Annotated in this window: 23 protein-coding genes; 17 read left to right on the top strand and 6 right to left on the bottom strand. The window is 72.1% G+C overall.

Annotation, left to right across the window (positions count from 1 at the left end):
- Positions 1-123 precede the first annotated feature (123 nt).
- The 5 genes from AAC134_RS05455 (at position 124) to AAC134_RS05475 (ending at position 4,331) form a co-directional block, all read left to right on the top strand.
- Entirely contained in the window at positions 124-330 is a 207-nt protein-coding gene (locus AAC134_RS05455; RefSeq protein WP_339948052.1) for a hypothetical protein, read from the top strand.
- A complete protein-coding gene (locus AAC134_RS05460; RefSeq protein ID WP_339948053.1) occupies positions 318-1,229 on the top strand; it encodes an SDR family NAD(P)-dependent oxidoreductase in 912 nt (303 codons plus the stop codon). Before AAC134_RS05455 ends, AAC134_RS05460 begins: the two co-directional genes overlap by 13 nt.
- Before the next feature lie 81 nt (positions 1,230-1,310).
- Positions 1,311-2,357, top strand: a complete 1,047-nt coding sequence (locus tag AAC134_RS05465) for a C4-dicarboxylate TRAP transporter substrate-binding protein (protein ID WP_339948054.1) — start codon at positions 1,311-1,313, stop codon at positions 2,355-2,357.
- A 98-nt stretch (positions 2,358-2,455) separates the two neighbouring features.
- Positions 2,456-2,989, top strand: a complete 534-nt coding sequence (locus tag AAC134_RS05470) for a TRAP transporter small permease (protein ID WP_339948055.1) — start codon at positions 2,456-2,458, stop codon at positions 2,987-2,989.
- Position 2,990: 1 nt separating this feature from the next.
- Positions 2,991-4,331, top strand: coding sequence for a TRAP transporter large permease (locus tag AAC134_RS05475; protein ID WP_339948056.1), 1,341 nt, complete (start codon positions 2,991-2,993; stop codon positions 4,329-4,331).
- A gap of 67 nt (positions 4,332-4,398) precedes the next feature.
- Here AAC134_RS05475 and AAC134_RS05480 read toward each other — a convergent pair whose 3' ends face one another.
- The 5 genes from AAC134_RS05480 to AAC134_RS05500 all read right to left on the bottom strand — a co-directional run bounded on the left by AAC134_RS05480 (position 4,399) and on the right by AAC134_RS05500 (position 10,056).
- Positions 4,399-5,211, bottom strand: a complete 813-nt coding sequence (locus tag AAC134_RS05480; protein WP_339948057.1) for an enoyl-CoA hydratase-related protein — start codon at positions 5,209-5,211, stop codon at positions 4,399-4,401.
- Positions 5,208-6,062 carry a MaoC/PaaZ C-terminal domain-containing protein gene (locus tag AAC134_RS05485; protein WP_339948058.1) on the bottom strand — a complete coding sequence of 285 codons (855 nt, stop codon included), beginning with the start codon at positions 6,060-6,062 and terminating at the stop codon, positions 5,208-5,210. The genes AAC134_RS05480 and AAC134_RS05485 overlap by 4 nt, the downstream gene beginning before the upstream one ends.
- Positions 6,063-6,133: 71 nt before the next feature.
- Positions 6,134-7,291: an acyl-CoA dehydrogenase family protein gene (locus AAC134_RS05490; RefSeq protein ID WP_339948059.1), complete on the bottom strand. Its 1,158-nt coding sequence runs from the start codon at positions 7,289-7,291 to the stop codon at positions 6,134-6,136.
- A 106-nt stretch (positions 7,292-7,397) separates the two neighbouring features.
- Complete coding sequence (locus AAC134_RS05495; RefSeq protein ID WP_339948060.1) at positions 7,398-8,600, bottom strand: acetyl-CoA acetyltransferase; 1,203 nt, start codon at positions 8,598-8,600, stop codon at positions 7,398-7,400.
- 10 nt (positions 8,601-8,610) lie between these two features.
- Positions 8,611-10,056 (bottom strand): OB-fold domain-containing protein, encoded by a 1,446-nt coding sequence (locus AAC134_RS05500; RefSeq protein ID WP_339948061.1) that lies wholly within the window; start codon positions 10,054-10,056, stop codon positions 8,611-8,613.
- Between the two features lie 326 nt (positions 10,057-10,382).
- Between AAC134_RS05500 and AAC134_RS05505 the strand changes: the two genes are divergently transcribed.
- From AAC134_RS05505 to AAC134_RS05535, 7 genes are all read left to right on the top strand, one after another.
- Positions 10,383-11,540 carry a C4-dicarboxylate TRAP transporter substrate-binding protein gene (locus AAC134_RS05505; protein WP_339948062.1) on the top strand — a complete coding sequence of 386 codons (1,158 nt, stop codon included), beginning with the start codon at positions 10,383-10,385 and terminating at the stop codon, positions 11,538-11,540.
- Between the two features lie 112 nt (positions 11,541-11,652).
- Positions 11,653-12,219, top strand: coding sequence for a TRAP transporter small permease (locus tag AAC134_RS05510; protein WP_339948063.1), 567 nt, complete (start codon positions 11,653-11,655; stop codon positions 12,217-12,219).
- 31 nt (positions 12,220-12,250) lie between these two features.
- Positions 12,251-13,561, top strand: a complete 1,311-nt coding sequence (locus tag AAC134_RS05515) for a TRAP transporter large permease (protein WP_339948064.1) — start codon at positions 12,251-12,253, stop codon at positions 13,559-13,561.
- Positions 13,562-13,571: 10 nt separating this feature from the next.
- Positions 13,572-14,087 carry a VOC family protein gene (locus AAC134_RS05520; RefSeq protein ID WP_339948065.1) on the top strand — a complete coding sequence of 172 codons (516 nt, stop codon included), beginning with the start codon at positions 13,572-13,574 and terminating at the stop codon, positions 14,085-14,087.
- Complete coding sequence (locus AAC134_RS05525) at positions 14,084-15,409, top strand: acyclic terpene utilization AtuA family protein (protein WP_339948066.1); 1,326 nt, start codon at positions 14,084-14,086, stop codon at positions 15,407-15,409. The genes AAC134_RS05520 and AAC134_RS05525 overlap by 4 nt, the downstream gene beginning before the upstream one ends.
- A complete protein-coding gene (locus AAC134_RS05530; protein WP_339948067.1) occupies positions 15,406-15,759 on the top strand; it encodes a hypothetical protein in 354 nt (117 codons plus the stop codon). The genes AAC134_RS05525 and AAC134_RS05530 overlap by 4 nt, the downstream gene beginning before the upstream one ends.
- A 91-nt stretch (positions 15,760-15,850) precedes the next feature.
- A complete protein-coding gene (locus AAC134_RS05535) occupies positions 15,851-17,014 on the top strand; it encodes an acyl-CoA dehydrogenase family protein (protein ID WP_339948068.1) in 1,164 nt (387 codons plus the stop codon).
- Positions 17,015-17,148: 134 nt separating this feature from the next.
- On the opposite strand, the gene AAC134_RS05540 is transcribed toward AAC134_RS05535, so the two are convergent.
- Positions 17,149-18,435 (bottom strand): acetyl-CoA hydrolase/transferase C-terminal domain-containing protein, encoded by a 1,287-nt coding sequence (locus AAC134_RS05540; protein WP_339948069.1) that lies wholly within the window; start codon positions 18,433-18,435, stop codon positions 17,149-17,151.
- Positions 18,436-18,589: 154 nt separating this feature from the next.
- Here AAC134_RS05540 and AAC134_RS05545 point away from each other — a divergent pair, with 154 nt between their 5' ends.
- The 5 genes from AAC134_RS05545 (at position 18,590) to AAC134_RS05565 (ending at position 26,158) form a co-directional block, all read left to right on the top strand.
- A complete protein-coding gene (locus AAC134_RS05545; protein WP_339948070.1) occupies positions 18,590-20,023 on the top strand; it encodes a phosphotransferase family protein in 1,434 nt (477 codons plus the stop codon).
- A gap of 11 nt (positions 20,024-20,034) precedes the next feature.
- Entirely contained in the window at positions 20,035-21,006 is a 972-nt protein-coding gene (locus AAC134_RS05550; protein ID WP_339948071.1) for a hypothetical protein, read from the top strand.
- Positions 21,003-22,196 carry a CoA transferase gene (locus AAC134_RS05555; protein ID WP_339948072.1) on the top strand — a complete coding sequence of 398 codons (1,194 nt, stop codon included), beginning with the start codon at positions 21,003-21,005 and terminating at the stop codon, positions 22,194-22,196. The genes AAC134_RS05550 and AAC134_RS05555 overlap by 4 nt, the downstream gene beginning before the upstream one ends.
- A gap of 102 nt (positions 22,197-22,298) precedes the next feature.
- Entirely contained in the window at positions 22,299-24,317 is a 2,019-nt protein-coding gene (locus AAC134_RS05560; RefSeq protein ID WP_339948073.1) for a hydantoinase/oxoprolinase family protein, read from the top strand.
- Positions 24,317-26,158, top strand: coding sequence for a hydantoinase B/oxoprolinase family protein (locus AAC134_RS05565; RefSeq protein WP_339948074.1), 1,842 nt, complete (start codon positions 24,317-24,319; stop codon positions 26,156-26,158). The genes AAC134_RS05560 and AAC134_RS05565 overlap by 1 nt, the downstream gene beginning before the upstream one ends.
- Positions 26,159-26,165 lie beyond the last annotated feature (7 nt).

The raw sequence follows: 26,165 nt of genomic DNA on the forward strand, positions 1-26,165 counted from the left end.
CAATCTTCGCGAGCCTCGCAGCGGCCGCGACTCTGTGCTTGCAAAAAGTAATCTAGCACACAATACTCAGCATAACGATATGCGGCGCTTGACCTGACGCCGCGACGGGGAGGATCGATGAGAATGCAGGCGTTCGCGCCCTTTGAAGCCATGCGCGCCCGGTCGGCCGCGCCGCCCGACGGCGGCGGCGGCGAGCGGGCGGCGCGCCGGCCTTCGGCGCTTTCACGCCCGACCCCCGAATCTCATGCGCGGATCGCGGCGGCCGACGTCCGGCCGATCCCGCTGCCGCAGAATTCAAGCGAAGGAGGCGCGCAGGCATGGCGCTGCTGAAAGACAAAGTCGTGATCGTGACCGGCGCGGGCCGCGGCGTGGGACGCTGCATCGCGCTCGAGGCCGCAAGGCAGGGCGCGGCGGTGGTGGTCAACGACCTGGGCGGCGACGAGACCGGCGAGGGCGGCGAGATCGGCCCGGCCCGCGCGGTCGCCGAGGAGATCGTGGCCGCCGGCGGCCACGCGGTGCCCGACGGCGGCTCGATCTCGTCCTGGGACGACGCGCAGGCGATGGTCGCCAAGGCGCTGGACGCCTTCGGGCGGCTCGACGGCGTGGTCAACAACGCCGGCATCCTGCGCGACCGCATCTTCCACAAGATGACGCCGGAGGACTTCGAGTCGGTCGTGGACGTGCACCTGAAGGGCTACTTCTACGTCTCGCGCGCCGCCGCGGACGTGTTCCGCAAGCAGATGTCCGGCGCCTTCGTCCACATGACCTCGACCTCCGGCCTGATCGGCAACTTCGGCCAGGCGAACTACGCCGCCGCGAAGCTGGGGGTGGTGGGGCTTTCGAAGTCCATCGCGCTGGACATGGGGCGGTTCAACGTCCGCTCGAACTGTATCGCGCCCTTCGCCTGGACGCGCCTCGTGGGGACGATCCCCGACAAGACGCCCGAGGAGAAGGCGCGGGTCGAGGGGCTCAAGAAGCTCAGGCCCGAGCTGATCGCGGCCTTCCCGGTGGCGCTGCTTTCGGACGCCGCCGCCTCGATGAACGGGCAGGTCTTCGGGACCCGCGCCAACGAGGTGTTCCTGTTCTCGCAGCCCCGCCCGATCCGGTCGGTCCATGCCTCGGAAGGCTGGACGCCGCAGAGCGTGATCGACCGGGCGATTCCCGCGCTGGAGGCCTCGGCCTTCCCGCTCGCCCGCTCGGGCGAGATCTTCACCTGGGATCCGGTCTGACCGGATCCCGCCCGGAATTCAGCGGCCGCAAAGAGCCGCGTCATGCGCCCACGGGCGCGTCCAACCCAGGGAGGAGGCCACATGCGCCTTGCATTCGGAACCGTACTCGCCACCGCCGCGCTGGCGGTCGGGCTGGCTCTGCCCGCCGCGGCCCAGACCGTGCTGCGCTATGCCGACTACGGCGGCAACCGCGGCATCCGCGCGGACTACGTCACCGCCTATCTCGACGAGATCGAGAGCCGCTCGGAAGGCCGCATCAAGATCGAGCGGCACTGGGCCCAGGCCCTGCTGCCGGCGACCAAGATGCTGGAGGGCCTGCGCAACGGCGTCGCCGACATCGCCACCGTGACGGCCGGCTATTCGCCGCGCGACCAGCTCTTCGCCTACGGGGTCGGCGACCTGCCGGTGCGCAACCCCAACGAGGTCGCCGGCGCCGCCGCGCTCTATGAGCTGACCACCACCCACCCCGCGCTGCAGGAGGAGATGGACCGGCTGGGCATCGTCTACCTGATGAACTACTCGGTGGGCCCGATCCAGATGGTCTGCAAGGGCGGAGAGCTGACCTCCGTCGAGGACTTCTCGGGCAAGAAGGTCCGCGCCACGTCCGACTACGGCGAGATCTACGGCGAATTCGGCGCCACCGCGGTGGTGATCTCGCTGCCCAAGGCCTACCAGGCGCTGGACACCGGCATGATCGACTGCAGCCAGGCCTATGGCTACATCGTCGAGAGCTACAAGCTCTACGAGGTCGCCGACAGCTTCACGGCCATCAACGGCGCGACCATCCAGTCGAACGGCATGTTCATGAACCGCCGGGCGTTCGACGGTCTCGATCCCAAGGACCAGGAGATGATCGTCGAGCTGGGCGCCGAGTACAACCGCAAGACCGCCGAGGCGATGCGCGCGCGCAACCAGGAGGTCATGGCCCAGCTGCCCGAGGGCTTCGAGGGCAAGAAGATGCCGGTGCACACCTTCACCGAGGCGGATCTCGTCAAGCTCGACGAGGCGAGCCAGCCGATCATCGACGCCTGGATCGCGGACGCGCAGAAGATGGGCCTGGACGGCGCCGCGCTGGTGAAGACCTACACGGACCTGCTGGCCAAGCACCTGGCCGAACAGGGGAGCTGAGGCGCCGCTCTTCCGGCCGGGCGCACGCGCCCGGCCCCGTCGGCCGCCGCGGCCCGCGCCGCGGCGGCCCCAGCCGCCCCTCCTGTTCGGGAGCCGTCATGTCCCGTTTTCTGAGCGCCGTCGACGCGGCGTTGACCTGGGTCGAGCGCGGACTGCTCGGTCTGTCGATGGCCGCGCTGGCCGCGATCGCCGCCCTGGTGTGCTGGGAGATCGCGGCGCGCAGCCTGCCCGCGATCGCCGTCCCCGACGGCGTGATCATCGTGCAGATGCTGATGGTCGCCGCGATCGCCTGCGCGCTGGGCCATGCCACCGCGACGGGCGCCCATATCGCCGTCGACATCCTGTTCAACCTGATGGGGCCCGGCGCCCGCCGCGTCTGCGAGGTGCTCGCCCTGATCGCGGCGCTGGTCTTCATGATCCCGACATGCCTGTGGATCGCGGCCGAGACAGTCGAGCACATCGGCTCCGGCCGCACGCTCTACGGCCTGCTGCGCCTGCCGGAGTGGCCGCCCTACGCGGCGCTGTCGCTGGGCCTGATCAGCATGACGCTGCGGCTCGCGCACCTGCTGGCGCGCGACCTGGCCGAGGGCGCGCCGCCCTCGGACGCCCCTCACGTCTCGGAGCCTTCCTGACATGGACCCGGCTGTTCTCGGCGCGCTCGGCATGGGCGCGGCGCTGATCCTCATCATCCTGCGCACCCCCATCGCTTTCGCGCTCGGCGCCGTGGCGCTGGTCTCGATCTTCGCCTACTTCGCCTTCCCGCAGGGCGGGGCCCCGGCGCTCGACCGGGCGCTGGTCCCGACCCTGACGCTGGCGTCGTCCACGATCTTCGAGCTGTTCTATTCCTACGATCTCTCGGCGATCCCGATGTTCGTGGCGCTGGGGCATGTCTGCTACCGCTCGGGCATCACCTCCGACATCTACTTCGCTGCGCGCGCCTGGCTGACGCGGGTGCCCGGCGGGCTCGCCATGGCCTCGATCCTGGGGTGCGGGGGGTTCGCGGCGATCTCGGGCTCCTCGATCGCCTGCGCGGCCACCATGGGGCGCGTGGCAGTGTCGGAGATGAACCGCTTCGGCTACTCGGACCGGCTGTCGACGGGCTGCGTGGCGGCCGGCGGCACCCTGGGGGCGCTGATCCCGCCCTCGATCCTGTTCATCCTCTACGGGATCTTCGCCGAGCAGTCGATCTCCCGCCTGTTCATGGCCGGCGTGGTCCCGGGGCTGCTGTCGATGGTCGGCTACTGGGTCGTGGTCGGCATCTGGACGACCCTGCGCCCCCAGGACGCGCCCTCCACCGACCAGCGCTATTCGCTGGGCGAGCGTCTGCGCGCGCTGATCGCCGCCTGGCCGGCGCTGCTGATCTTCGCGATCATCATCGGCGGCATCTACGGCGGGATCTTCACCGCCACCGAAGCGGCCGCGGTCAGCTTCGTCGCCGCCTGCGCGATCGCGGTCTTCACCGGCCGGATCAAGCTCGACGGCCTGCGCGAGGCGCTGAAGGAGACGGCGGTGCAGACCGCGGCGATCTTCCTGATCGCCGCCGCGGCCAAGACCTTCGTCAGCTTCGTCTCGCTGACCGGCGTGGCGAACGCGATGGTGACGGTCGTTCAGGCGTCGGATCCGGGCATCGTCCTGCTGTTCGTGGGGATCGTGGCGATCTACATCCTGCTGGGGATGTTCCTCGATCCGCTGGGCATCCTGCTGCTGACCCTGCCGTTCACCCTGCCGCTGGTCGAGAGCCACGGCATGGACCTGATCTGGTTCGGCGTGATCGTGGTGAAGCTGCTGGAGATGGGGCTGGTGACGCCGCCGGTCGGACTGAACGTGTTCGTGATCCATTCGGTGACCGAGCCCAAGGTCTCCGTCGGGCGGATCTTCGCGGGCGTCACGCCCTTCTTCGCCATGGACCTGGTGGTGCTGACGCTGCTGCTGGTGTTCCCGGCCCTGTCCCTGTTCCTCGCCTACGCGGTCTGAGCGAGGCCGCGCGAAGAAAAACCCCCGGCGCCGTCGGCGCCGGGGGTTCGCGCGGCCGGGGCGCGCCTCAGGCGAAGCGGGGCGGGCGCTTCTCGAGGAAGGCGGCGACGCCTTCGGCGAAGTCAGGGTCGACCACCCCTTCCACGATCGCCTCGCCTTCGGCGTCGAGATGGGCGGCGTAGTCCCGCCCCGGGGCCGCGTCGGCCAGCCGCTTGATGCGCCTCAGCGATCCCTGCGGCGCGGTGGCGAAGTCGGCCGCGGCCCGCGCCGCCGCCGCGTCCAGCTCCTCGGCCGGGACCAGGAGGTCGATCAGCCCCAGCCGCTGCGCCTCGGGGGCCTCGACCACCGCCGCGGTCAGCATCAGCCGCCGCGCCTGGCGCGCGCCCACCGCGCGGGCCAGCAGCCAGGAGACGCCGCCGTCGGGCGACAGGGCCAGGCGCCGATAGGCGAAGACGAAGCGCGCCGTCTCGTCGGCCACCACGAGATCGGCCGCGAGAGGGACCATCAGGCCGGCCCCCGCGACGGCCCCGCGATGGCGCACCACGACCGGCCGGTCGAAGGCGGCCAGCGCCAGCGCCAGCGCCTTGCCCACGGCCATGCGCCCGCGGAACTCCGCCTGCCGCTCGGCGTCGGTCGTCTCGGCCAGGCTGCGCGCGAAGCTCGCCACGTCGCCCCCGGCCGAGAGGTGGTCGCCCGCGCCGCGCACCAGCAGGCAGCGCACGGCCGGGTCGGCCTGCGCGTCGCCCAACAGGTCGCGAAGGGCCGCCGGCATCCCGGGCACGAACGGGTTGCGCGCCTCCGGCCGGTTCAGGGTCAGGGTCAGCACGCCGGCGTCGAGCGCGGTGGCGAAGCCCGGCCCCTCCCGCCCGAGCCCGCTCATGACGCGATCCGGGCGCGCCCCCGGTCCAGCACCACCACGTCACGCTCCTTCGCGCGGCAGCGGAAGCGGATCTCGTCGCCCGCGCCGCGGAAGATCTCGGTGACGATGGTCTCGCCGGGGAACACCGGGCTCGAGAACCGCACGAACATCGAGGTCAGCGCCTCCGGCCGGCCCGGCGCGCAGGCCTGCAGGAGCGAGCGGGTCGCGAGCCCCAGCGTGCACAGCCCGTGCAGGATCGGCGCATCGAACCCGCCCCCTTTCGCCGCCTTCGGATCGGCGTGGATGGGATTGTAGTCGCCCGAAAGGCGGTAGATCAGCGCCTGCTGGGGCAGGGTCGGCAGCTCCACCACCTCGTCGGGCGTCGCGTCGGGCAGGGCGCCCGGGGGCTGGACGGGATCCCCGAAGCCTCCGCAGCCGCCGTCGCCGCGCATCACTATGACGGAGCGGACGGTGGCGAGCAGCGTCCCGTCCTGGTCGAACAGCCGCTTGAGCTGGTGCAGGCGCGCGCCCTTGCCCTCGCCCCGGTCCTCGACGGCCTGGATCTCGTATTCGCCCCGCACCCGTCCTTCGGGCGGGATCGGGGCGTGGATCTCGTATTCCTGCTCGCCATGCAGGATCTTCATCCAGGAGATCCCGAACTTCGGATCCTTCGCCCAGAAGCCCGGATGGGCCAGCACGTTGCAGATCGAGGGGACGGCCTTCAGGCCCTCCTCGTAGACGAACGCGAGCTGGGCGGCGTCCAGCGGGTCCGACCCGTAGCCGATGCCCAGCGCGTAGAGCATCGTGTCCTTCGACGTGTAGACATGCTCGATCGGGTCGAAGCGGTGCGCGCGCACGGTTTCGAGATCCATCTCGTCCTCCCGTTCTTTGGTCTGGATGGCAGGGGGCGCGGGGAGAGGCCCGGCCTCCCCCCGCACCGGGATCAGGCGTTCCGCTTGGCCATGTCGCGCCAGATGATCTGCTTCATCACCTCCATGGCGCCGCCGGCGATCTTGACGATGCGCGCGTCGATGTAGGCCCGGGCGATGGGGTATTCCTGCATGTAGCCGTAGCCGCCGAAGAACTGCAGGCACTGGTCGACCACCTTGCAGTGCAGGTCGGAGGCGACGAGCTTGGCCTTCGCGGCCTCCACCGACGTCAGCTCTCCCTTCAGGTGCCGCGCGATGCACCAGTCGACGAAGACCCGCTGCGCCGTGGTCTCGGCCTCGAGCTGGGCGAGCGTGAACTGGGTGTTCTGGAAATCCGCGATGGTCCCGTCAAAGGCCTCGCGCCCACGCACGTAGTCGAAGGTCCAGCGGATCGCGGCCTCGGCCACGGCAACCGAGCGGATCGCCTGGGTCAGCCGCTCCTGCGCGAGCTTGGTCATCAGCATCGAGAAGCCCTGGCCTTCCTCGCCCAGCCGGTTGGCGAGGGGGACGCGGACGCCGGAATAGAACAGCTCGGAGGTGTCCTGCGCCTTCAGGCCGATCTTCTTGAGGTTGCGCCCCCGCTCGAACCCGGCCGAGGCCGTGGGCACGGCGATCAGGCTCATGCCGCGGGCGCCCGCCTCGGGGTCGGTCTTGGCGGCGGTGACCACCACGTCGGCGGTCTGGCCGTTGGAGATGTAGACCTTCTGACCATCGAGGACGTAGTCGTCCCCGTCTCGCCGGGCGCGGAGCTTCACGTTCTTCACGTCGGACCCGGCGCCGGGCTCGGTCATGGCGATGGCGCCGATGGCCTCGCCCGTGACCATCTTCGGCAGCCATTCGCGCTTCAGCTCCTCCGTCCCCCAGGCGAGGATGTAGGGGGCGCACATCTCGGAATGGACCATGAAGCCGGGACCGGTCATGCCGGCGTAGCTCAGCTCCTCGATCACCACGACGTCGTAGAGCCAGTCGGCGCCCGGCCCGCCGTATTCCTCGGGCAGGGAGCAGCACAGCAGCCCCGCCGCGCCGGCCTTGCGCCAGACCTCGCGGGGGACAACCTGCGCGTCCTCCCACTCGGCGTGATGGGGGGCGAGCTCGGTCGCGACGAAGCGGCGGACGGTGTCGCGGAACTGGTCGTGCTCGGACGAGAACAGGGTGCGGGGCGTGGGGGTCATGGCGCTTCCTCGTGGCGTCTGTCATGGGCCGCGCCGCCCCTGAGACGGGGCGGCGCGGCAGGGTCCGGGGCGGCGGGAGGCTCCGCCTCCGGGTACGGTTCCGCGATCAGGAATGCAGGCCCAGGATCGAGATCGCGGCGATGCCCAGATAGGGCACGCCGCCGAGATTGTGCGACAGGCCCAGCGAGGCGTTCGGGATCTGCCGCGCCCCGGCCCGGCCCAGAAGCTGGGTGTAGCTCTCGTAGGCCATGCGCAGGCCCGAGGCGCCGATCGGATGGCCGAAGCACTTAAGCCCCCCGTCCACCTGGCAGGGCACGCCGCCGCCCTCGCGGTCGTAGAAGCCGTCGAGCACGTCGCGCACCGCCTCGCCCTCGCCGGAGACGAACAGGTCCTCCATCGTCACCAGCTCGGTGATCGAGAAGCAGTCATGCACCTCCATCAGGCTCAGCTGCTTGCGGGGATCGTCGATCCCCGCCTCCGCATAGGCGCGTTTCGCGGCGTTGCGGGTGTTGCGCACATGGCTGCCGTCCCAGGCGTCGGTGGTGGATTCGACGCCCGAGCTGATCGAGAGCTGGATCGCCTTGATGGTCACGAAGTCCCTGTGGCCCAGGCTGCGCGCGATCTCGGGCGTGGTCACGATGGCCGCCGCGGCCCCGTCCGAGACGCCGCAGCAGTCGTAGAGGCCCAGCGGTTCCGCGATCATCGGCGCGTTCAGGATGGCGTCCATCGACACCTCCTTGCGCAGGTGCGCCTTGGGCGAGAGCACGCCGTTCTGGTGGCTCTTCCACGAGACGTGGCCGATGGCCCGCTTGAGGTCCTGCTTCGAGACCTGGTGCTTGGTGCGATACCCCGCCGCCAGCTGGGCGAAGCCCGCGGGGGCCGAGCCCAGAGGCAGCCACAGGTCGTTGAAGGCGCCCTTGAACGGGGTGGGAAGGCCGCCGTAGCCGGTGTCCTTCAGCTTCTCCGCCCCCACCGCCAGCGCGATGTCGACCGCGCCCGAGGCGACGGCGTAGGCCGCCCCGCGAAGCGCCTCGGTGCCGGTCGCGCACATGTTCTCGACCCGGCTGACCGGGATGCCGTCCAGCCGCAGCGCCGTCGAGGCGGGGATCGCGGAATTGCCCACGTTCACCCCGTCGACGCCCGAGCCGAACCAGGCGGCCTCGATCTGCGCACGCTCGATGCCCGCGTCGGCCAGCGCCTCGTCGAAGGCTTCGGCCAGAAGGTCCTCCTCGCTCGCGTCCCAGCGCTCGCCGAAGCGCGAGCAGCCCATGCCGATGATGGCGACCTTGTCCTTGATGCCGGTGGCCATGGTTCTCTCCTCAGCCCGTCGCCGCGACGCCGTCGGGCGTGGCTTTCCAGAAATAGCGGCGGAAGCCGCTCCTCGCGTCGATCTTCTTCAGGCGGAACACCATCCGCAGCGGCAGGCCGACGTCGACCGCGGCAGGGTCGGCGTCCACCGTCTCCATCAGCAGCCGCGCGCCGTTCTCGAACTGCACGAAGCCCACCACCAGCGGCGGGGCGGGGTGGTAGCTGAGCCAGTCCGCGGTATAGGTCAGCACCTTCGCGGGCGCGTCGGCGAGCGAGACCTGCTCGAACCGCTCGGCATGGGCGCCGCAGCCGGGCGTCACGCAGTAGGCGAGCTGGGGGAACTGGATCGTCCCGCAGTCGGGGCAGCGCCCGGCCTTGAAGGCCGACAGCTGCCCGGCCTCGCGCCAGGCGGCGGTCAGGGCGGCCTTGTCCGCCGCCTCGGCCCGCATCCCCCACTCGAGCTCGATGCGCCCGTAGAAGGACAGCATCCGCAGGTAGTCCTCGGTCGGAACCCGGTCGGCGAGCGCGCCCGTCACGCCGCGGCCCGCCGGACGTCTGCCCGTCGCCTCCAGCACGATGGCGTCCGCGCCCTGGCCGAAGCCGACCAGCAGGATCTTCTCCCCGGCCTCCGCCGTCTCCAGCACCTTCGCGAGCATCAGGAAGGGGTGCGCCGCGCCGGTCAGCCCGCAGCCGGCGACGAGATCGTCGGCCACCTCGCCCCGAAAGCCGACCGTCCGCGCGACGGAGGCCGCCGCGCCGCGGATCGGCGAGGGCATCACGAAATGCGCCAGCTCGCCCGCCGGGATCCCGGCTTCGGCCAGCGCCGCTGAAATGGCGCGCGGGACGATCTTCGCGTAGCCCTCGTCGCGGATCCACCGCTCCTCCCAGGCGTAGTCGGCGGTCGCCCCGGCCGCGCGCACGTGGTCGGCGAAGGCCGCGTTGACCGAGGCGGCGCCGAGCGCCTTCGCGATCAGCTCGCCCGTGCCCAGCCGCAGGGCCGCGGCGCCCGCGCCCTGCTGCATCTCCTGGGCGCTGGCGGGCCTGGCGGTCGGCCGCTCGCTCGCCACCAGAAGCGCGCCCTCGGCGCGCGCCTCGATCGCCTGCGCCAGTGCCGAGGTCGCCGCCCGCTGGGATCCCGTCGCCTCGGCCGTGCGCGCGCCCTCGCGCAGGTCGAGCGCGCCGGCGACGACGGAGGCGTTCGACATGTCCGCGTAGGGCAGCGTGGTCGACGCGAGGATCAGGGAACTCACCCCCGCGCGCCCTTCGGGCGGCACGCAGTCGCGCGCGGCCTCGACCGCCATGGTTATCGCGTCCTCGTCCCAGCTGCAGAAGGCCCGTTCGCCCTTGGCGCTCGACGCCAGCGCCGGCGCCATCCAGCGGTGCGCCGCGGCGATGGCGGCGCGCGACAGGCGTAGCCGCGGCGCGTAGGCGCCCACGGCCGTGATGCCGAAGTCCATGTCTCCTCCCGGGTCGTCGTGGTCTTGCGCCGCGCCCGGCGCCCGGCCGCGACTCCCTTTGTCTGGGTCAAATTATATACACGTGCGAAAAGTAATCTAGCGCATTTTATTCCGGGGCGGGCATGGCCGCCGGCGCTGGGGGCGCGACAGGCTCGCTTCGCGCCCCTGGGGCACGCCCCGCGATGGCTCCAGATGGCTCCAGGGCGCAATTCGCGCCTGAGCGCGCGTGCGGAGCGCTTTACAGCCAGCTTGCCATGCGTTAATGGATAGACCAATAAATAAACGTACGAATGGACCGATGGGTCCCGCCACAGGGAGAGATGAAGATGACCCTTGCGAAGAAGCACCGGCGCGGCATGCCCGCGGCGCTGGCTGTCCTGCTCGCCGCTTCCGCCGGCGCGCACGGCGCCGAGCGGACGCTGACCGTGGCCTCCGGCTTTCCCGACTCCGCCGTGCCGCCCTACGGCCACCACGCGGTCGCGGAGTTCCTCGAGGCCAACAGCGACCTGCGCGCCGACGTGCAGAGCCTGGGCCTGCTGACGCTGGCCGAGATGTCGCCGGGCATCCGCGACGGCATCGCCGACATGGGCTATGTGCTGACGCCTTATTTCGCGGCCGAGTATTCCGAGACCAACATGGCCGCCGACATGACCCTGCTGGTCCAGAAGGGCGTCGACGCGCCGGGGCTGGCGATGGTCGCGGCGATGACCGAATACGTGATGCTGGACTGCCCCGACTGCCAGGACGAGTACCTCGCGCAGAACCAGGTGTTCCTCGGCGGCGGGGCCAGCACCGAATACTCCCTCGTCTGCAACCGGGCGATCGAGTCGCCGGCCGATCTCAAGGGCCTGTCCCTGCGCTCGGGCGCCTCGGTCTTTGGGCGCTGGGCGGAGCATTTCGGCGCCGTCAAGGTCGCGATCCCCGGCTCGGAGATGTACGAGGCGCTGGCGCAGAACGTGGTCCAGTGCACCATGGTCGGCCTGCCGGACGCGATCAACTTCCAGCTCACCGACGTCACCCGCCACGTCGTCAAGAACGCCCCCGGCGGCGTCTTCGCGGGCGCGGCCTCGCTGAACGTCAACCTCGACCTGTGGCGCGAGCTCGACGACGCGCAGCGCTCGGTCCTGATCGACGCGGGCGCGCTGATGACCGCGGCGACGGCGGTGGAATACTACCGCCAGGGCGTGAAGGCCGAGAAGACCCTGACCGACGCCGGGGTGAGCATCGTCACCGCCGACGAGACCGGCTTCACCGAGGCGACGCAGGCCTTCCTGGCCGAGGACATGAAGACCATCGAGGCGCAGTTCAGCGACCTCTACGGCGTCGAGAACGTCGCCGGGAAGATGGAGACGGTCCGCGGCCTGATCGAGAAGTGGAAGGCAAAGGTCGCCGAGGTCGACCCCAGCGATCTCGAGGGCTTCCGCGACCTGCTGAAGGCCGAGATCTACGACAAGCTCGACCGCGCCGCCTACGGCATCAACTGAGCGGCGCGCCCGGTCGGCCGGGCGCAGGGCCGGGGGCGGCCTGACCGCTCCCCGGCGGCGCGCCCGCCCGTTCTCGCTCCCACGTGTCTCCCCCCGCGAAGGATCCTCGCCGATGAGCCTGCCTCCCGAGGTCTGTGAACCGACGGCCGGCCCGCCGCCCGCTCCGGCCCCGGTGCGGCTGCTGGGCTGGATCGTGCAGGGCGCGACCTGGCTGGCGGCCGCGGCGGCGGTGCTGATGATGGTCCACATCTCGGTCGACGTGATCTCGAAATACGTGTTCCGCACGCCGCTTCCGGGCACGATCGCCATCGTCTCGAACTACTACATGGTGCTGGTCGCCTTCCTGCCGCTGGCCTTCGCCGAGCGGCGCAACGGCCACATCGGGGTCGAGGTGCTGACCACGCGGTTCCCGCCGCACGCGCAGCGGGCGCTGAACATCGTCTCGCTGCTGTTCTGCGCCGCGGTGTTCGGCGCGCTGACCTGGCAGTCGTGGATCGAGGCCGGCCGCGCCCTGCAGATCGGCGCCTTCGAGATCGAATTCGACGTCAAGCTGCTGACCTGGCCCGCCCGCTACCTGCTGCCGCTGGGCGCGGGCCTGATGACCGCCGCGCTGCTGGCCAAGGCGGCGCTGGCGCTGCTGCGCGGGCCGGCGCAGGACCCCGAGGCGCCGTTCTTCTGATGCGCCCCCGAACCGGAACGGAGCCCCGACCGTGAGCAACGTCGAGATCGGCTATGCCGGAGTCGCCATCCTTCTGACCCTGATCGCGCTGCGCATTCCCATCGGCGCGGCCCTGATCGGGGTCAGCTTCTGCGGCATCTGGGCGATGGTCGGCCCGCGGGCCGCCTGGGGCGCGATGGGCATCGTGCCCTGGAGCTTCACGGCGACCTGGCAGCTCAGCTCGGTGCCGATGTTCCTGCTGATGGGCTTCCTGTGCTACCACGCCGGCCTGACCAAGGGCCTGTTCGAGGCGGCGCGCCTGTGGCTGTCGCGCCTGCCGGGCGGGATCGCGGTGGCCTCGATCTTCGGCGCCTCGGGCTTCGCGGCGGTCACCGGCTCGTCCGTCGCCTGCGCGGCGGCGATGGGGCGGATCGCCGTGCCGGAGATGACGCGCAACGGCTACAACCCCGAGTTCGCCACCGGCACGGTCGCGGCGGCCGGCACCATCGGCGCGCTGATCCCGCCCTCGATCCTGCTGATCCTCTACGGCATCATCGCGCAGGTTCCGGTAGGGGCGCTGTTCATGGGCGGCGTCGGCGCCGGCTTGCTGACGGCGCTCGGCTACGTGCTGACGGTGGTGATCCGCGCCAAACTGGACCCCTCGCTCGCCCCGCCGGTGCACGAGCATCCCGGCGCCGCCGAGCGCTGGGGCGCGCTGGCCGAGACCTGGCCCGTGATGGTGCTGATGGCCGGCGTTCTGGGCGGCCTGTTCTTCGGCGTCTTCACCCCGACCGAGGCCGGCGGCGCCGGCGCCGGCATGGCCGTCATCATCGCGCTGATCAAGCGCTCGCTCAGCTGGCGCGGCTTCCACGACAGCCTGATGGAGACGCTGCAGACCACCGCCTCGCTGTTCGTGATCGCCATCGGCGCCAACATGCTGACCCGGTTCATGGCGATCAGCGGCGCCGGGCGGGACCTGGCCGCGCTGATCGACGCGCTGGGCGCGGACCCGACGCTGCTGCTGGTGGGCATCGCGCTCGTCTACCTGCTGCTGGGCATGTTCCTCGAGCCGATCGGGGCGATGCTGCTGACCCTGCCGGTGCTGCTGCCGGTGCTGACCGGGGCGGGCTACGACCTGCTGTGGTTCGGCATCGTGCTGGCCAAGTTCCTCGAGATCGGGATGATCACCCCGCCCATCGGGCTGAACGTCTTCGTCATCAAGTCGGTGGTGGGCGACCTCGTCTCCGTCGGCGGCATCTTCCGCGGGATCCTGTGGTTCCTGCTGGCCGACCTGATCGTGGTGACGCTGCTGGTGGTCTTCCCCGACATCATCCTGTGGCTGCCCGCCCTGATGCAGCGCTGAGGAGGACGCGATGACCGACCCCGCCCCCTGGATCCGCTCCGTCCTGCAGACCTGCGTGGTGGTCGAGGACCTGGACGCGACCATCGCCGAGTACTGGGAGCGCGCCGGCATCGGCCCCTGGTACGTCTGGGTGCCGAAGCTGACCGGCATGCGCATCCGGGGGCAGGAGATCCCCTATTCCATGAAGCTCGCGCTCGCCTGGACGCCCGACGGCGTGATGTGGGAGGTGATCCAGCCGCTGACCGGTCCCAGCATCTACCGCGAGTTCCTCGACCGCCGGCGCGAGGGCCTGCACCACGTTCTCGTCGACGCGGGCGAGGGCGGCTACGACGCCCTGATCGCGCAGGCCGAGGCCCGCGGCCTCCCCCCGATGATGGAGGGGACCTGGGCCGGCGCGCAGTTCGCCTATCTCGACGGCGAAGGCCCGCTGAAGATGGCGATCGAGGTGGTGCGCCGCCCCGCCGACTACGTGCGGCCGGATCCCGACTACACCTTGCCCGCCTGGCTGGGCAGGGCGCCGCGATGACGCTGCGGATCGGCTGCGGCTCGGGCGGGGCGCCCGACCGGGTGGCGCCCGCGCTGGCGCTGGCCGAGCGGGGCGAGCTCGACTTCCTGTGCTTCGAGTCGCTGGCCGAGCGCACGCTGGCGATGGGCCATGTCGCGAAGCGCTCCGGCCGGGCGCCGGGGCACTGCCCGAAGCTGGAGGCGCGGATGCGCGCCGTGCTGCCGGCCTGCGCCGCGCAGGGCGTGCGGATCGTGACCAACATGGGCGGCGCCGATCCGCGCGCGGCCGGAGAGACCACGGCCCGCATCGCCCGCGAGCTGGGCCTGAGGCTGCGGGTGGCGGTGATCGAGGGCGACGACGTCCTGCCGCTGGTCGGCCCCGAAACGCGGCTGCCCGAGACCGGGGAGCGGGTGGGCGACTTCGGCCCCCCGGTCGCGGCCAACGCCTATATCGGCCACGAGCCGCTGGTCGAGGCGCTGGATGGCGGCGCCGACGTCGTGATCGCCGGGCGGGCGGCCGACCCGTCGCTGTTCCTCGCCCCCTTCGTGCACGCCAACGGCGTCGCGCCCGACGACTGGGCGCGGCTGGGCGCGGGCACGCTGGCGGGGCACCTGCTGGAATGCTCGACGCAGGTGACGGGCGGCTATTTCGCCGATCCCGGCGTCAAGGACGTGCCGGGCATCGAGGACCTGGGCTATCCCATCGCCGAGATGTCGCCCGACGGCTCGGCGGTGATCACCAAGCTGCCCGGGACCGGCGGGCTGGTCGCGCCGCTGACGGTGAAGGAGCAGATGCTCTACGAGGTGCACGACCCCGCCGCCTACCTGACCCCCGACGTGACCGCGGATTTCTCGACCACCCGGATCGAGGCCGTCGGCCCCGACCGGGTCCGCGTCTCGGGCGCCGGCGGGCGGGCGCGGCCGCAGACGCTCAAGGCGCTGGTCGCCTTCGACGGCGGATACCTGGCGGAGGGCGAGATCTCCTGGGCGGGCCCCGGCGCGCAGGCGCGCGGCGAGCTGGCGCGCGAGATCGTGCGCCGGCGCATGGTCGAGCGCTTCGGCTTCGACGGCCCGCTGCGGCTGGAGCTGATCGGCGTCGCCTCGCTGCATCTCGACGGCGGGCGGGCCGAGCAGGGCTCGCAGGACGTGCGCCTGCGCGGCGCCCTGCGCAGCCACGACCGCGCCTGGGCCGAACGCTTGCTCGAGGAGATCGAGGGCCTGTGGATGGCGGGCCCCGCCGGCGGCGGCGGCTTCCGCGGACGCATCACCGAAAGCGTCTTCACCCGCGCGATCCACATCGACCGCGCGCTGGTCCCCACCCGCGTGAACTGGATCGCGCCATGACCGCCGCGACGCGCACGCTCCCCCTGCGCGCCATCGCTTCCGCCCGGGCCGGCGACAAGGGCGACGCGCTCAACGTCTCGGTCTGGGCGCTGTCGCCGCGGTGGTATCCCGCGATCCGCGAGCAACTCACCGCCGAGCGCGTCCGCGCCGCCTTCCCGGACGTCTTCCGGGGCGAGGCGCGGCGCTACGAGCTGCCGGACCTGCACGGGCTGAACTTCGTCTTCCAGCGCGCGCTGGCCGGGGGCGTCAACGCCTCGCTCAACCTCGACGCGCACGGCAAGTCGTTCAGCTTCCTGCTGCTGTCGCTGGAGATCGAGGTCCCGGCGGAAGGGGAAGACCTAAAGGTCTAACCATTTGACAAAATCATGCCGGGGCGGCACTCTCGCCCCCAAAGCCCCTCCGCGCAGGTCGGGGAGGGCCAAGCCGGAAAGGACCCGACCCATGCTCGACTCCCAGGACGATCTCCAGGCGCTTCGCGACGGCGTCGCGGCGGTCTGCGCGCGGTTCGGCGACGACTACTGGAACGCCAAGGACGACGCCGGAGAGTTTCCCCACGAATTCCACCGCGCCATGGCCGAGGGCGGCTGGCTGGGCGTGACCATGCCCGAGGAATACGGCGGCGCGGGCCTCGGCGTGCAGGCCGCGGCGGCGGTGATGCACGAGGTCGCCCGCCACGGCGGCGGCATGGCGGCCGCCTCCTCGATCCACATCAACATGTTCGGCCCGCACCCGCTGGTGGTTCACGGCACGCCCGAGCAGAAGGCGGAATGGACGCCGCGCCTGGTCTCGGGCGAGGATCAGGTCTGCTTCGGCGTGACCGAGCCGGACGCGGGCCTCGACACCACCTCGATCAAGACCTTCGCGAAGAAGGTGGACGGGGGCTGGTCGGTGACCGGGCGCAAGATCTGGACCTCCACCGCGCAGGTGGCCAACAAGGTGCTGCTGCTGACCCGGACCACCCCGAAGGAGGATTGCCGCAAGCCCACCGACGGGATCACCGTGTTCTACACCGACCTCGACCGCACCCGGGCCGAGGTGAAGAAGATCCCCAAGCACGGCCGGGCGGCGGTGGATTCGAACCTCGTCTACTACGACGACTATTTCATCCCCGAGCATCACCTGATCGGCGAGGTCGGGCGCGGGTTCCACTACCTCCTCGACAGCCTGAACCCCGAGCGGGTGCTGGTCGCGGTCGAGGCCATCGCCATCGGCCAGGACGCGCTGGCCCGCGCCGCCGCCTACGCGCGCGACCGCCACGTCTTCGGCCGGCCGATCGGCAAAAACCAGGGCATCCAGCATCCGCTGGCGGAGTGCTGGGCGAACCTGGAGGCGGCGATGCTGATGGCCGAGAAGGCCGCCGCGCTCTACGACGCAGGCCGTCCCTGCGGCGCCGAGGCGAACGCGGCCAAGCTGCTGGGCGCGCGGGCGGGCCACGCCGCCTGCCAGCAGGCGGTCTTAACCCACGGCGGCATGGGCTACGCCAAGGAATACGTGGTCGAGCGGCTGCTGCGCGAAGTGCTGGTCACCCGCCTCGCCCCGGTCTCCGAACAGCTGGTGCTGTGTTTCCTCGCCGAGCGCGTTCTGGGGCTGCCCAAGTCCTACTGAGCCTGCCTCCAACCCCACGCCGAGCGGCCCCTCCCGACCGTCTCGGCGTCGCCGGCGCGGCGCCTGCCGCGCCGCCTCCCCGGCGTCGATCGCCCGAGGCGCGACGCCGGGCTTTTCGTGCGTCGGACGGGGGCTCAGAGCCCGGCCGCCATCGCCCGCCAGGCCTCGGTCAGCGCCGGCCGGTGGTCCGGGGCGGCGACCTCGATCAGCCGCTCGGCCCGCTCGACGGTCGAAAGGCCGCGCAGGTCCGCCAGGCCGTGCTCGGTAATGACCACCTCCACGTCGCCGCGGGGCAGCGAGGCGAGGCCCGAGAGCCGCGGCACGATGCGCGAGACCGCGCCGCGACCGGAGGCGGCGGGCAGGGCGACGACGCTGACGCTCGCGGGATCGAGCGCCGCGGCGCGGGCGAAGTCGGGGGCGCCGCCGACGCCGCTGATGGCGCGGCCGCCCAGCAGCTCCAGGTTGGCCTGGCCGAACAGGTCCACCTCCAGCGCCGAGTTCACCGCGACCAGGCCGCGCACGCGGGCCAGCGCCTGGGGGGTATGCGTCGCCTCGCAGTCAACCACGTCAAAGCCGTCCCGGCCCGCGAGCCAGTCGTAATAGCTCCGCGTGCCGACATGGACGCAGCTGACCGGGCGATGACCGGGGGCGAGGGCGCCGGCCTCGACCAGCCTCCGGGCGCCGTCGGAGAGCATGCCGGAGTGCAGCCGCAGGTTCCGCCGGTCGGTCAGCAGGTCCATCAGCGCGTCGGGCGCCTTGCCGAGCCCGATCTGGATCGCGGCGCCGTCGTCCACCAGCGTGGCGATCCGCCCGGCGATGGCGGTGGCGGCGGGGGAGGGGGCGCCGACGTCGTATTCCCGGGGCGGCGCCTCCGCCTCGATCACCGCGTCCGCCTCGTCGAGCGCGACGGAGGCCGCGCCGGGGATCGAGGGCATCGCCGGGTTCACCACCAGGATCAGCCGGGAGGAGCGCCGCCGCGCCAGCGGCGCGAACTCCACCGCCAGCCCCAGCGAGCAGCGCCCGGCGGCGTCCGGCGGCGCCACGGTCATCACACAGGCGTCGAAGCGCGCGACCTGGCCGAGCCATCGCGCGGCCGCGCCGTAGGACATCGGCAGGTGCCGCAACGCCCCGCGCGCCTGGTCGCCCGGCGCATCGGCCGTCGCGAAGAGCGCGGAATACTCCGTGCCCGGCGGCAGCCGGCCCAGCGGCGTCGGGTTGATGCCCGGCACGAAGCTGGAGGTGATCCGCAGCGCCGGGCCGCCCTGCGCGTGGAGCGCCTCGAGCAGGGCCGGAACCTCGGCGGCCGATCCGGGCAGGAACAGGCGCTCGCCTGCCGACAGCAGCCCGGGGAACCGCGCGGCGGACTGGGGGCGGACGCGCAGGAGCGCCGGGCTCCGGGGGGCAGGCGGGGGCGTGGACATGAGGTCTCCCTGGCGGACGAGGCCCTGAGTCGGCGGGCAGGAACGGCAGTCTACGAATGGTTTAATGGCAGGCCAAGCTAAAGGTCAAACAATTGACTTGCGCGCGGCCGCCGACTCGCTCCATGGTGATCGCGAAGACAGGAGCCGCCGATCCGTGACGTTTCCCGCCGCAAACCGAACCCCCGCCGCAGAGCCCGCGCCCGAGGCGGCCGCCCTGCCGCCGGCCGCGACGACCGAGGCGCTGACCGCCTGGGCCGCCGAGGCGGCGGGCGGGCGCCTGGCGGACTGCGCGCAGATCTCGGGCGGCAACCGCTGCCGCTCCTGGGCGGTGGACGTCGAGACCGCGGACGGGCGGCAGCCGCTCTACCTGCGCTACGCGCCGCCGCGCCCGCCGAGCGGGGAGCCCTACACCGTGCGCCGCGAGGCTCAGGTCTACCGCGCGCTCGACGGGACCGACGTGCCGGCGCCGCGGCTGCTGGCCGAGCACGACCGCCACGAGGCGATCCTGACCGAGCGCGCGCCGGGCCGCGCCGACTACCGCCGCATCGGCCCGGACGCGGAGAAGACGTCGGTGGCGAAGGATTTCGTCGCCGCGCTGGCCCGCCTGCACGCCCTGCCGGGCGACCGGCTCGCGGGGCCGGACGTGGCGCCGGCGGGGGACATGCGCGCCTGCGTGGCGCGGGAGCTCGAGATCTGGCGCGGCATGTATGCCGAGACGGACCGGCGCGATCCGCTGGCCGAGCTGGCGCTGGGCTGGCTGGAAGACCGCCTGCCCGAAACCTCGGGCGCCCCGGTCTTCGTCCACGGCGACGCGGGTCCCGGCAACTTCCTGTTCCAGGACGGCCGCATGACCGCGCTGCTGGACTGGGAGCTGGCCCATGCCGGCGATCCGATGGAGGACCTGGCCTGGTACTCGATGCGCTCGGTGATGGAGCCGACGCCGGATTTCGCGGGCCGGCTGCGCGACTACGCCGCCGCCGGCGGGGCGCCGCTGGATCTTTCGCGGATCCTCTACCACCGGGTCTTCGTCACGACGCGCGTGGTGATCATCCGACATCGCAACGTGACCGGAGAGCCCGGCGCCTCGATCCTCTCGCGGGCGCTGAACCGCCGGCTGCTGGCGGGGGCGCTGGCGGAGGCGTCCGGACTGGAGCTGACGCCTCCGCCGTGGATCGAGGCGCCCGACACCCCGCAGACCGCCTTCCACGACGGGGTCATCGACGATCTGCGCGCGCGCATCGCCGGGCGGGTGGAGGACGCGGAGGCCGTCTCCGCCGCTAAGAACGCAGCGCGGGTGCTGAAGTACCTGCGCGAGGTGGACCGCCTCGGCCCGGTCGTTGAGGCGCGCAAGCGCGCCGCCCTCGCCGCCCTGCTGGGCGACGCGCCCGAGGCCGTCTCCGCCGGCGAGGCGGAGCTGCTCGCCCTCCACGCCACGGGCCGCGTGCGCTTCGCGCAGGCGCTGCCCTATTTCGCCGCCGCCGCCGCCTGGGACGCGCAGCTGGCCGCGCTCGCCTCCGGCGGGATGGCCCGCCGCGGCTTCCCCGACCTGCCGCCCGACCTGCCGCCCGACCTGCCGAACGTCCTGTGACGGAGCCCCTCATGCCCCACGACCAAGCCCTCGCCGACAAGCCGGATTTCACCGCGAAGGACGACGGCTTCCACACCGACGTCATGGGCGACCGCTGGTGGATGACCGAGACCGCCTGGTTCTCGTTCTGCGCGCCGGAGCGGAAGCTGGGCGGCTGGCTCTATTCGATGTTCCGCCCCAACATCGGGGTGAACTCCGGCGGCGTCTGGGTCTGGGACGACAGCGCGCATATCCCGTGGGAGACGCGCTACTACCGCAACTACACCGTCATGCCGATGCCGAAGGGCGACCTCAGCGACACCACCCTGCGCACCGGGGTGACGATCAGGACGCTGGAGCCGCTGACCCGCTACCACCTGGGCTTCGAGGACGAGGACGGCCGCCTGACCGTCGACCTCGACTACGAGGCCGTGATGGCGCCGCGCGCGCTGCGCAAGCCGAACTCCGCCTTCAAGAACCTGACTCATTTCGACCAGTTCATGCGCGCCCGCGGCCATATCGTGCTGGACGGGGAGCGGATCGAGATCGACTGCCACTCGATGCGCGACCGCTCCTGGGGCCCGCGCCCCGAGCATCGCCCGGGCAAGAGCGCCTATGTCTCCGGGATCGCCTCGCCCAACGACTGCTTCCTGTGCACGACGAAGTGGAACGATCCGTCGGGGGAGCTCGCCTACGGCTTCCAGACCCTGGACGGGGAGCTCGGCGACATCGTCGCGGGCCGCCGCATCGTCGAGCGCGACCCCGAGCACGGCTACGTGGCGAAGATCGTGATCGAGGCGAAGGACCATCTCGGCCGCGAGATGTTGGCGGAGGGGGAGCGGCTGAGCTCGATCACCATCAACCGCCACTCCTTCATCGACTCCAACGGGCTGATCGCCTGGTCTATCAACGGCAAGCCGGGCCATGGCGAGGATCAGGACATGTGGCCGGTGAACGTCTGGGGCGACTTCCGCAGGCGCGTGCGCGCGGGAGGCGGGGAATGACCGCGCCCGTCCCCCCCGCCCAGGGGCCGATGGCCGGCGTGAAGGTCGTCGACCTCAGCCAGATCTACAACGGCCCCTACGCGACCTTCCTGATGGCCTCGGCCGGCGCCGAGGTGATCAAGGTCGAGCCCGAGGGCGGCGAGTCCCTGCGCCGCCGCGGCGTCGTGGGCGGCGCGGCGCTGCCCTTCGCGATGCTCAACGGGGGCAAGCGCTCGGTGGTGCTGAACCTCAAGGACCCCGAGGGGAAGGCGGCGCTGGAGGCGCTGGCGCGCGAGGCCGACGTGCTGGTGGAGAACTTCGCGCCGGGCGTGATGGAGCGCCTGGGTCTCGGCGCCGAGCGGCTGCGGGAGATGAACCCGCGGCTGATCTACGCCTCCTCCTCCGGCTTCGGCACGGACGGGCCCTATCGCGAATACCCGGCCATGGACCTGACCATGCAGGCGATGTGCGGGGTGATGGCGACCACCGGCTTTCCCGACCGCCCGCCGGTGAAGGCGGGGCCGGCGCTGTGCGATTTCTTCGCCGGCACGCATCTGTTCTCCGCCATCGCCACCGCGCTGTTCGAGCGGGAGCGCACCGGCGTCGCGCGCCAGGTCCACGTGACCATGCAGGACGCGGTCTATCCCGCGCTCGCCTCCTCGCTGGGCATGGCCTGGGGGATGCAGCGGCGCGAGGACGCGCCCCCCCCGCGCACCGGCAACCGCCACGGCGGGCTCGCCGAGGCGCCCTACAACGTCTACCCGACCTCGGACGGGTGGCTCGCGATCATCTGCGTGCGCGACGCGCACTGGCAGAACCTGGCGAAGGTGATGGGCCGGCCGGACCTGGTCGACGATCCGCGCTACGCCTCGCTCAAGGACCGGGTCGAGCGGATCGACGAGATCGACGCGCTGGTCGCCGACTGGACCGGCAAGCGCCCCAAGGAAGAGGCGTTCCAGGCCCTGATGGCCGCCCGCGTCCCCTGCGCCCCGGTGCGCGACCTCGAGGAGGTCATGGACGACCCCAACATGCACGCCCGCGGCTCGCTCCGCTGGGAGGAGCATCCGGAGTTCGGGCGCGTGGTGCTGATGGCCTCGCCCCTGCGCTTCGCGGGCGTCGAGGCGCGCCCGCTGGCCCCGAGCCGCACGCTCGGCGCCGACACCGAGGCGGTGCTGGCCGAGATCGCCGACCGCGCGGAGCGGACGGCCTGAGATCCGGCCGCGGCGCCCGCGCGCCGCCGGCCGCAACCAGGACAGGCGCGCCGGCGACCGCCCGCGAGGCGGCGCGACAGGACGCCGTAGGGGAGAGACGCCATGAGCGGAATCGTCGGCATCGATGTCGGCGGCACCTTCACCGACCTGTTCCACGCCGGCGCGCCCGGCGCGCCGGCGCGGGTCCTGAAGGTTCCGTCCACCCCGGACGACCCAAGCCGGGGTCTGGTCGACGCCCTGCGCGCGGCCGAGGTCGATCCCGCCGCGCTGGAGCTGATCCTGCACGGCACCACCATCGCCACCAACGCGGTGATCGAGCGCAAGGGCGCCCGCTGCGCCCTGATCACCACCCAGGGCTTCCGCGACGTGCTGGAGCTGGGCCGCCGCGACCGCCAGCGCATGTACGGCCTGACCGGCGCCCATGTCCCCCTGATACCCCGCCTGATGCGCTGGGAGATCGCCGAGCGGCTCGACCATCGCGGCCAGGTTCTGGTCCCGCTGGACGAGGCGGCGCTGGGCGAGCTCGCCCGCGCGCTGGCCGAGGAGGGGGTCGAGGCGGTCGTCGTCGCCTTCCTCCACGCCTACGCCAACCCCGCCCACGAGCATCGCGCCCGCGAGATCCTGCGCGAGGCCGACCCCGACTGGGAGGTGGTGCTCGCCACCGACGTGGTGCGCGAGTACTGTGAGTTCGAGCGGACCTCGACCGCCGCCGTGCAGGGCTACCTGCAGCCGCTGGTCTCCCGCTACGCCCGCAGCCTGACGCAGCGGCTGGAGCAGATCGGCTTCGACCGCCAGACCCTGGTGATGCAGTCGAACGGCGGGCTCGCGCCGCTGTCGCAGCTGCCGACCAAGGCCGCGAACATCGTGCGCTCCGGCCCCTCGGCCGGGGTCACCGCCGCGGCGCGGATCGCGGCCGAGGCGGGGTTCGACAACGTCATCACCGGCGACATGGGCGGCACCTCCTACGACGTCGCGGTGGTGGTGAAGGGCGCGCCGAAGATCGCCGAGACCACCGAGCTCGACTTCCGCATCCCCCTGCGCCTGCCGATGATCGACGTGCACACGATCGGGGCCGGCGGCGGCTCCATCGCCTGGATCGACCGGGGCGGCGTGCTCCAGGTCGGACCCGAGAGCGCGGGCGCCGTGCCCGGTCCGATCTGCTTCGGCCGCGGCGGGACCCGGCCCACGGTCACCGACGCCAACGCCGTGCTGGGCCGCATCAAGCCCGAGAACCCCATCGGCCTGACCCATGTCGACCGCCTCGACATCGAGGCCGCGCGCGAGGCCATCGGCGCGCTGGGCGACCGGCTGGGCCTGGGCGTCGAGGAGACGGCCGAAGCGATCCTGACCGTGGTCAACCACATCATGGCCCGCCGGACCCGGCTGATGTCGGTCGAGCAGGGCCACGACCCGCGCGATTTCTGCCTGGTCGCCTTCGGCGGCGCCGGCCCCCTGCACGGCTGCGCCATCATGCGCGAGGTCGGCATCCGCTCGATGCTGCTGCCCCCGCATCCGGGCGTGCTGTGCGCGCTGGGCTGCGCCGTCGCCGACCTGCGCTGCGACTTCGCCCAGACCGTCGAGACCCCTGCCGCCGAGGTCGATCCCGCGATGCTGCGCGGGGTGCTGGCAGCCCACAGGGCGGACGGGGAGGCGCAGCTCGCGGCCTCCGGCGCCGCGCTCACCTCGATCGAGACGCGCCATGCCGCGGAGATGTCCTACCTCGGCCAGATCCACTCCCTGCGCGTGCCCATCGAAGCCGACTGGCCGACGCAGCGCATCGTCGCCGCCTTCGAGCACGCCTACCGCGCCGAGTTCGGCGCCACGCTCGGGATGCCCACGGTCCTCGTCGGCCTGAAGACCGCCGTCGAGGGCCGCCGCGCGGCGCCCGAGGCCGCGCCCCTGCGCGAAAGCTCCGACGCGACGCCTGCGCCCATCGCCCACCGCCGCGTGCATTTCGGCCGCTGGCTGGACGTGCCGATCCACGACCGAGGCGCGCTCTCGCCCGGGCAGCGCTTCGAGGGGCCGGCGATCCTGGAGCAGCCCGACACCACCTGCGTGGTGGAGCCGGGCTGCGCCGCCCGCGTCGACGCCCGCGGCAACATCATCGTGGAGGCCATGTGATGGACGCCGCCCCCGCCCAGACCCGTGATCCGGCCGTCGATCCCGTCACGCTCGCCGTCGTGCGCGGGGCGCTGGAGCAGATCGGCGACGAGATGGACCTGCACCTGATCCGCGCCGCCCTGTCGCCGATCATCTCCGAGACCAACGACGTCGCCCACGGCATCTACGATCCGCGCACCGGAGAGACCATCGCCCAGGGCCAGCTCGGCCTGCCGCAGTTCCTGGCGAACATGCAGTTCTCGGTCCAGCATGTGCTGGAGGTGGCCAAGGGGCAGGGCGGTTTCCGGCCCGGCGACGTGTGGATCCTCAACGATCCCTACCGATCCGGCACCCACCTCAACGACGTGGTGATGGTCGCGCCGCATTTCGTGGACGGGGAGCTGTTCGCGCTGCTCGCCAACACCGGGCACTGGATGGACATGGGCGGCGGCTCGCCCGGCGGCTGGTCGCCCTCGGCCCGCGAGATCCACCAGGAGGGCGTGATCATCCCGCCCGTGCGGCTGGAGGCGGAGGGCGTGCGCAACGCGGCCCTGATCGCGATGATCGCGGCCAACTCGCGCCTCCCCCAGCAGCTGCTGGGCGACCTCGAGGCGATGGTCAACGTCTTCGGGGTCGGTCGCCGCGGGCTCGACGCGCTGGTCGGGCGCTACGGCGCCGACACGCTGCGCGCCTGCATCGCCGAGATGACCGCGCGGGCCGAGGCGGAGATGCGGGCCTGGATATCCGACATCCCCGACGGGACTTACCGGGTCGAGGACAGCTTCGACAACGACGGCGTGGTGGATGCGCCGCTGCCGGTGAAGCTGGCGCTGACCGTCGACGGCTCGGACCTGCATTTCGACTTCACCGGCACCTCGCCGGCCGCGGCCGGGCCGATGAACATCGCCGACTGCACGGCGAAGTCGCTGTGCTTCGTGGCGCTGAAGCACATCTTCCCCGACGTGCCGGTCTCGGGCGGCGCCTTCCGGCCCTGCCGGTTCACGATCCCGAAGGGCTCGATCCTCGCGGCCGAATACCCGGTCGCGGTGGGGGGCACGACCGACGTGGCCCCGCGTCTGACCGACGTGGTGTTCGGCGCGCTCGCCCAGGCGATCCCGCAGCGGACGCCGGCGGCGATGTTCGGCACCACCGGCGTCGCCACCGTCTCCGGCACGCATCCCGAGACCGGGCGCTACTACGTCGCCGTCTATCCCTATCCGGGCGGCTACGGGGGGTCGGCGATCTCCGACGGGCTGGTCCACGGCACGCCGCCGGGCTCGATGGCCCGCTTCATGTCGGTGGAGATGTCCGAGCACCGATATCCCGTGCGCTTCGCCTATTTCGGGATCCGCGAGGGCTCCGGCGGGCCGGGGCGCCATCGCGGCGGCCACGGCTCGCGCTACGGGATCGAGACGCTGGGCGACAGCGTGGTCTCGATCCTCGGCGACCGGGTCGACGCGCCCCCCTTCGGCGTGGCCGGCGGTGCGGCTGCGGCCCCCAACCATGTGCGCCTGACGCTCGACGGGCGGGAGTGGACGCCGCCGATGCGCTCCAAGGCCGAGAAGCTGCGGTTCCGCGCCGGCGACGCGCTGCATCTCGGCTCCCCCGGCGGCGGCGGCTTCGGCGATCCGCTGGAGCGCGACCCCGAGGCGGTGCGAGAGGACCTCGACGCCGGCCTGATCGACCGCGAGACGGCCGAGCGCGCCCACGGCGTCGTCGCCCGCGTCGCCCGCCGGATCCTGGACCGCCCGGTGCACGCGATCGACGCCGAGGCCACCGCCCGCCTGCGCGCGGCGCGGGCCGCCGGCGCCGCGAACGACATCAACGAGCAGGAGCGCCGGCGAACGGCGCCCGACACCTGACAGGGGA

Origin of the sequence: uncultured Albimonas sp. (genome assembly GCF_963977235.1) — a bacterium.
GTDB lineage: Bacteria > Pseudomonadota > Alphaproteobacteria > Rhodobacterales > Rhodobacteraceae > Albimonas.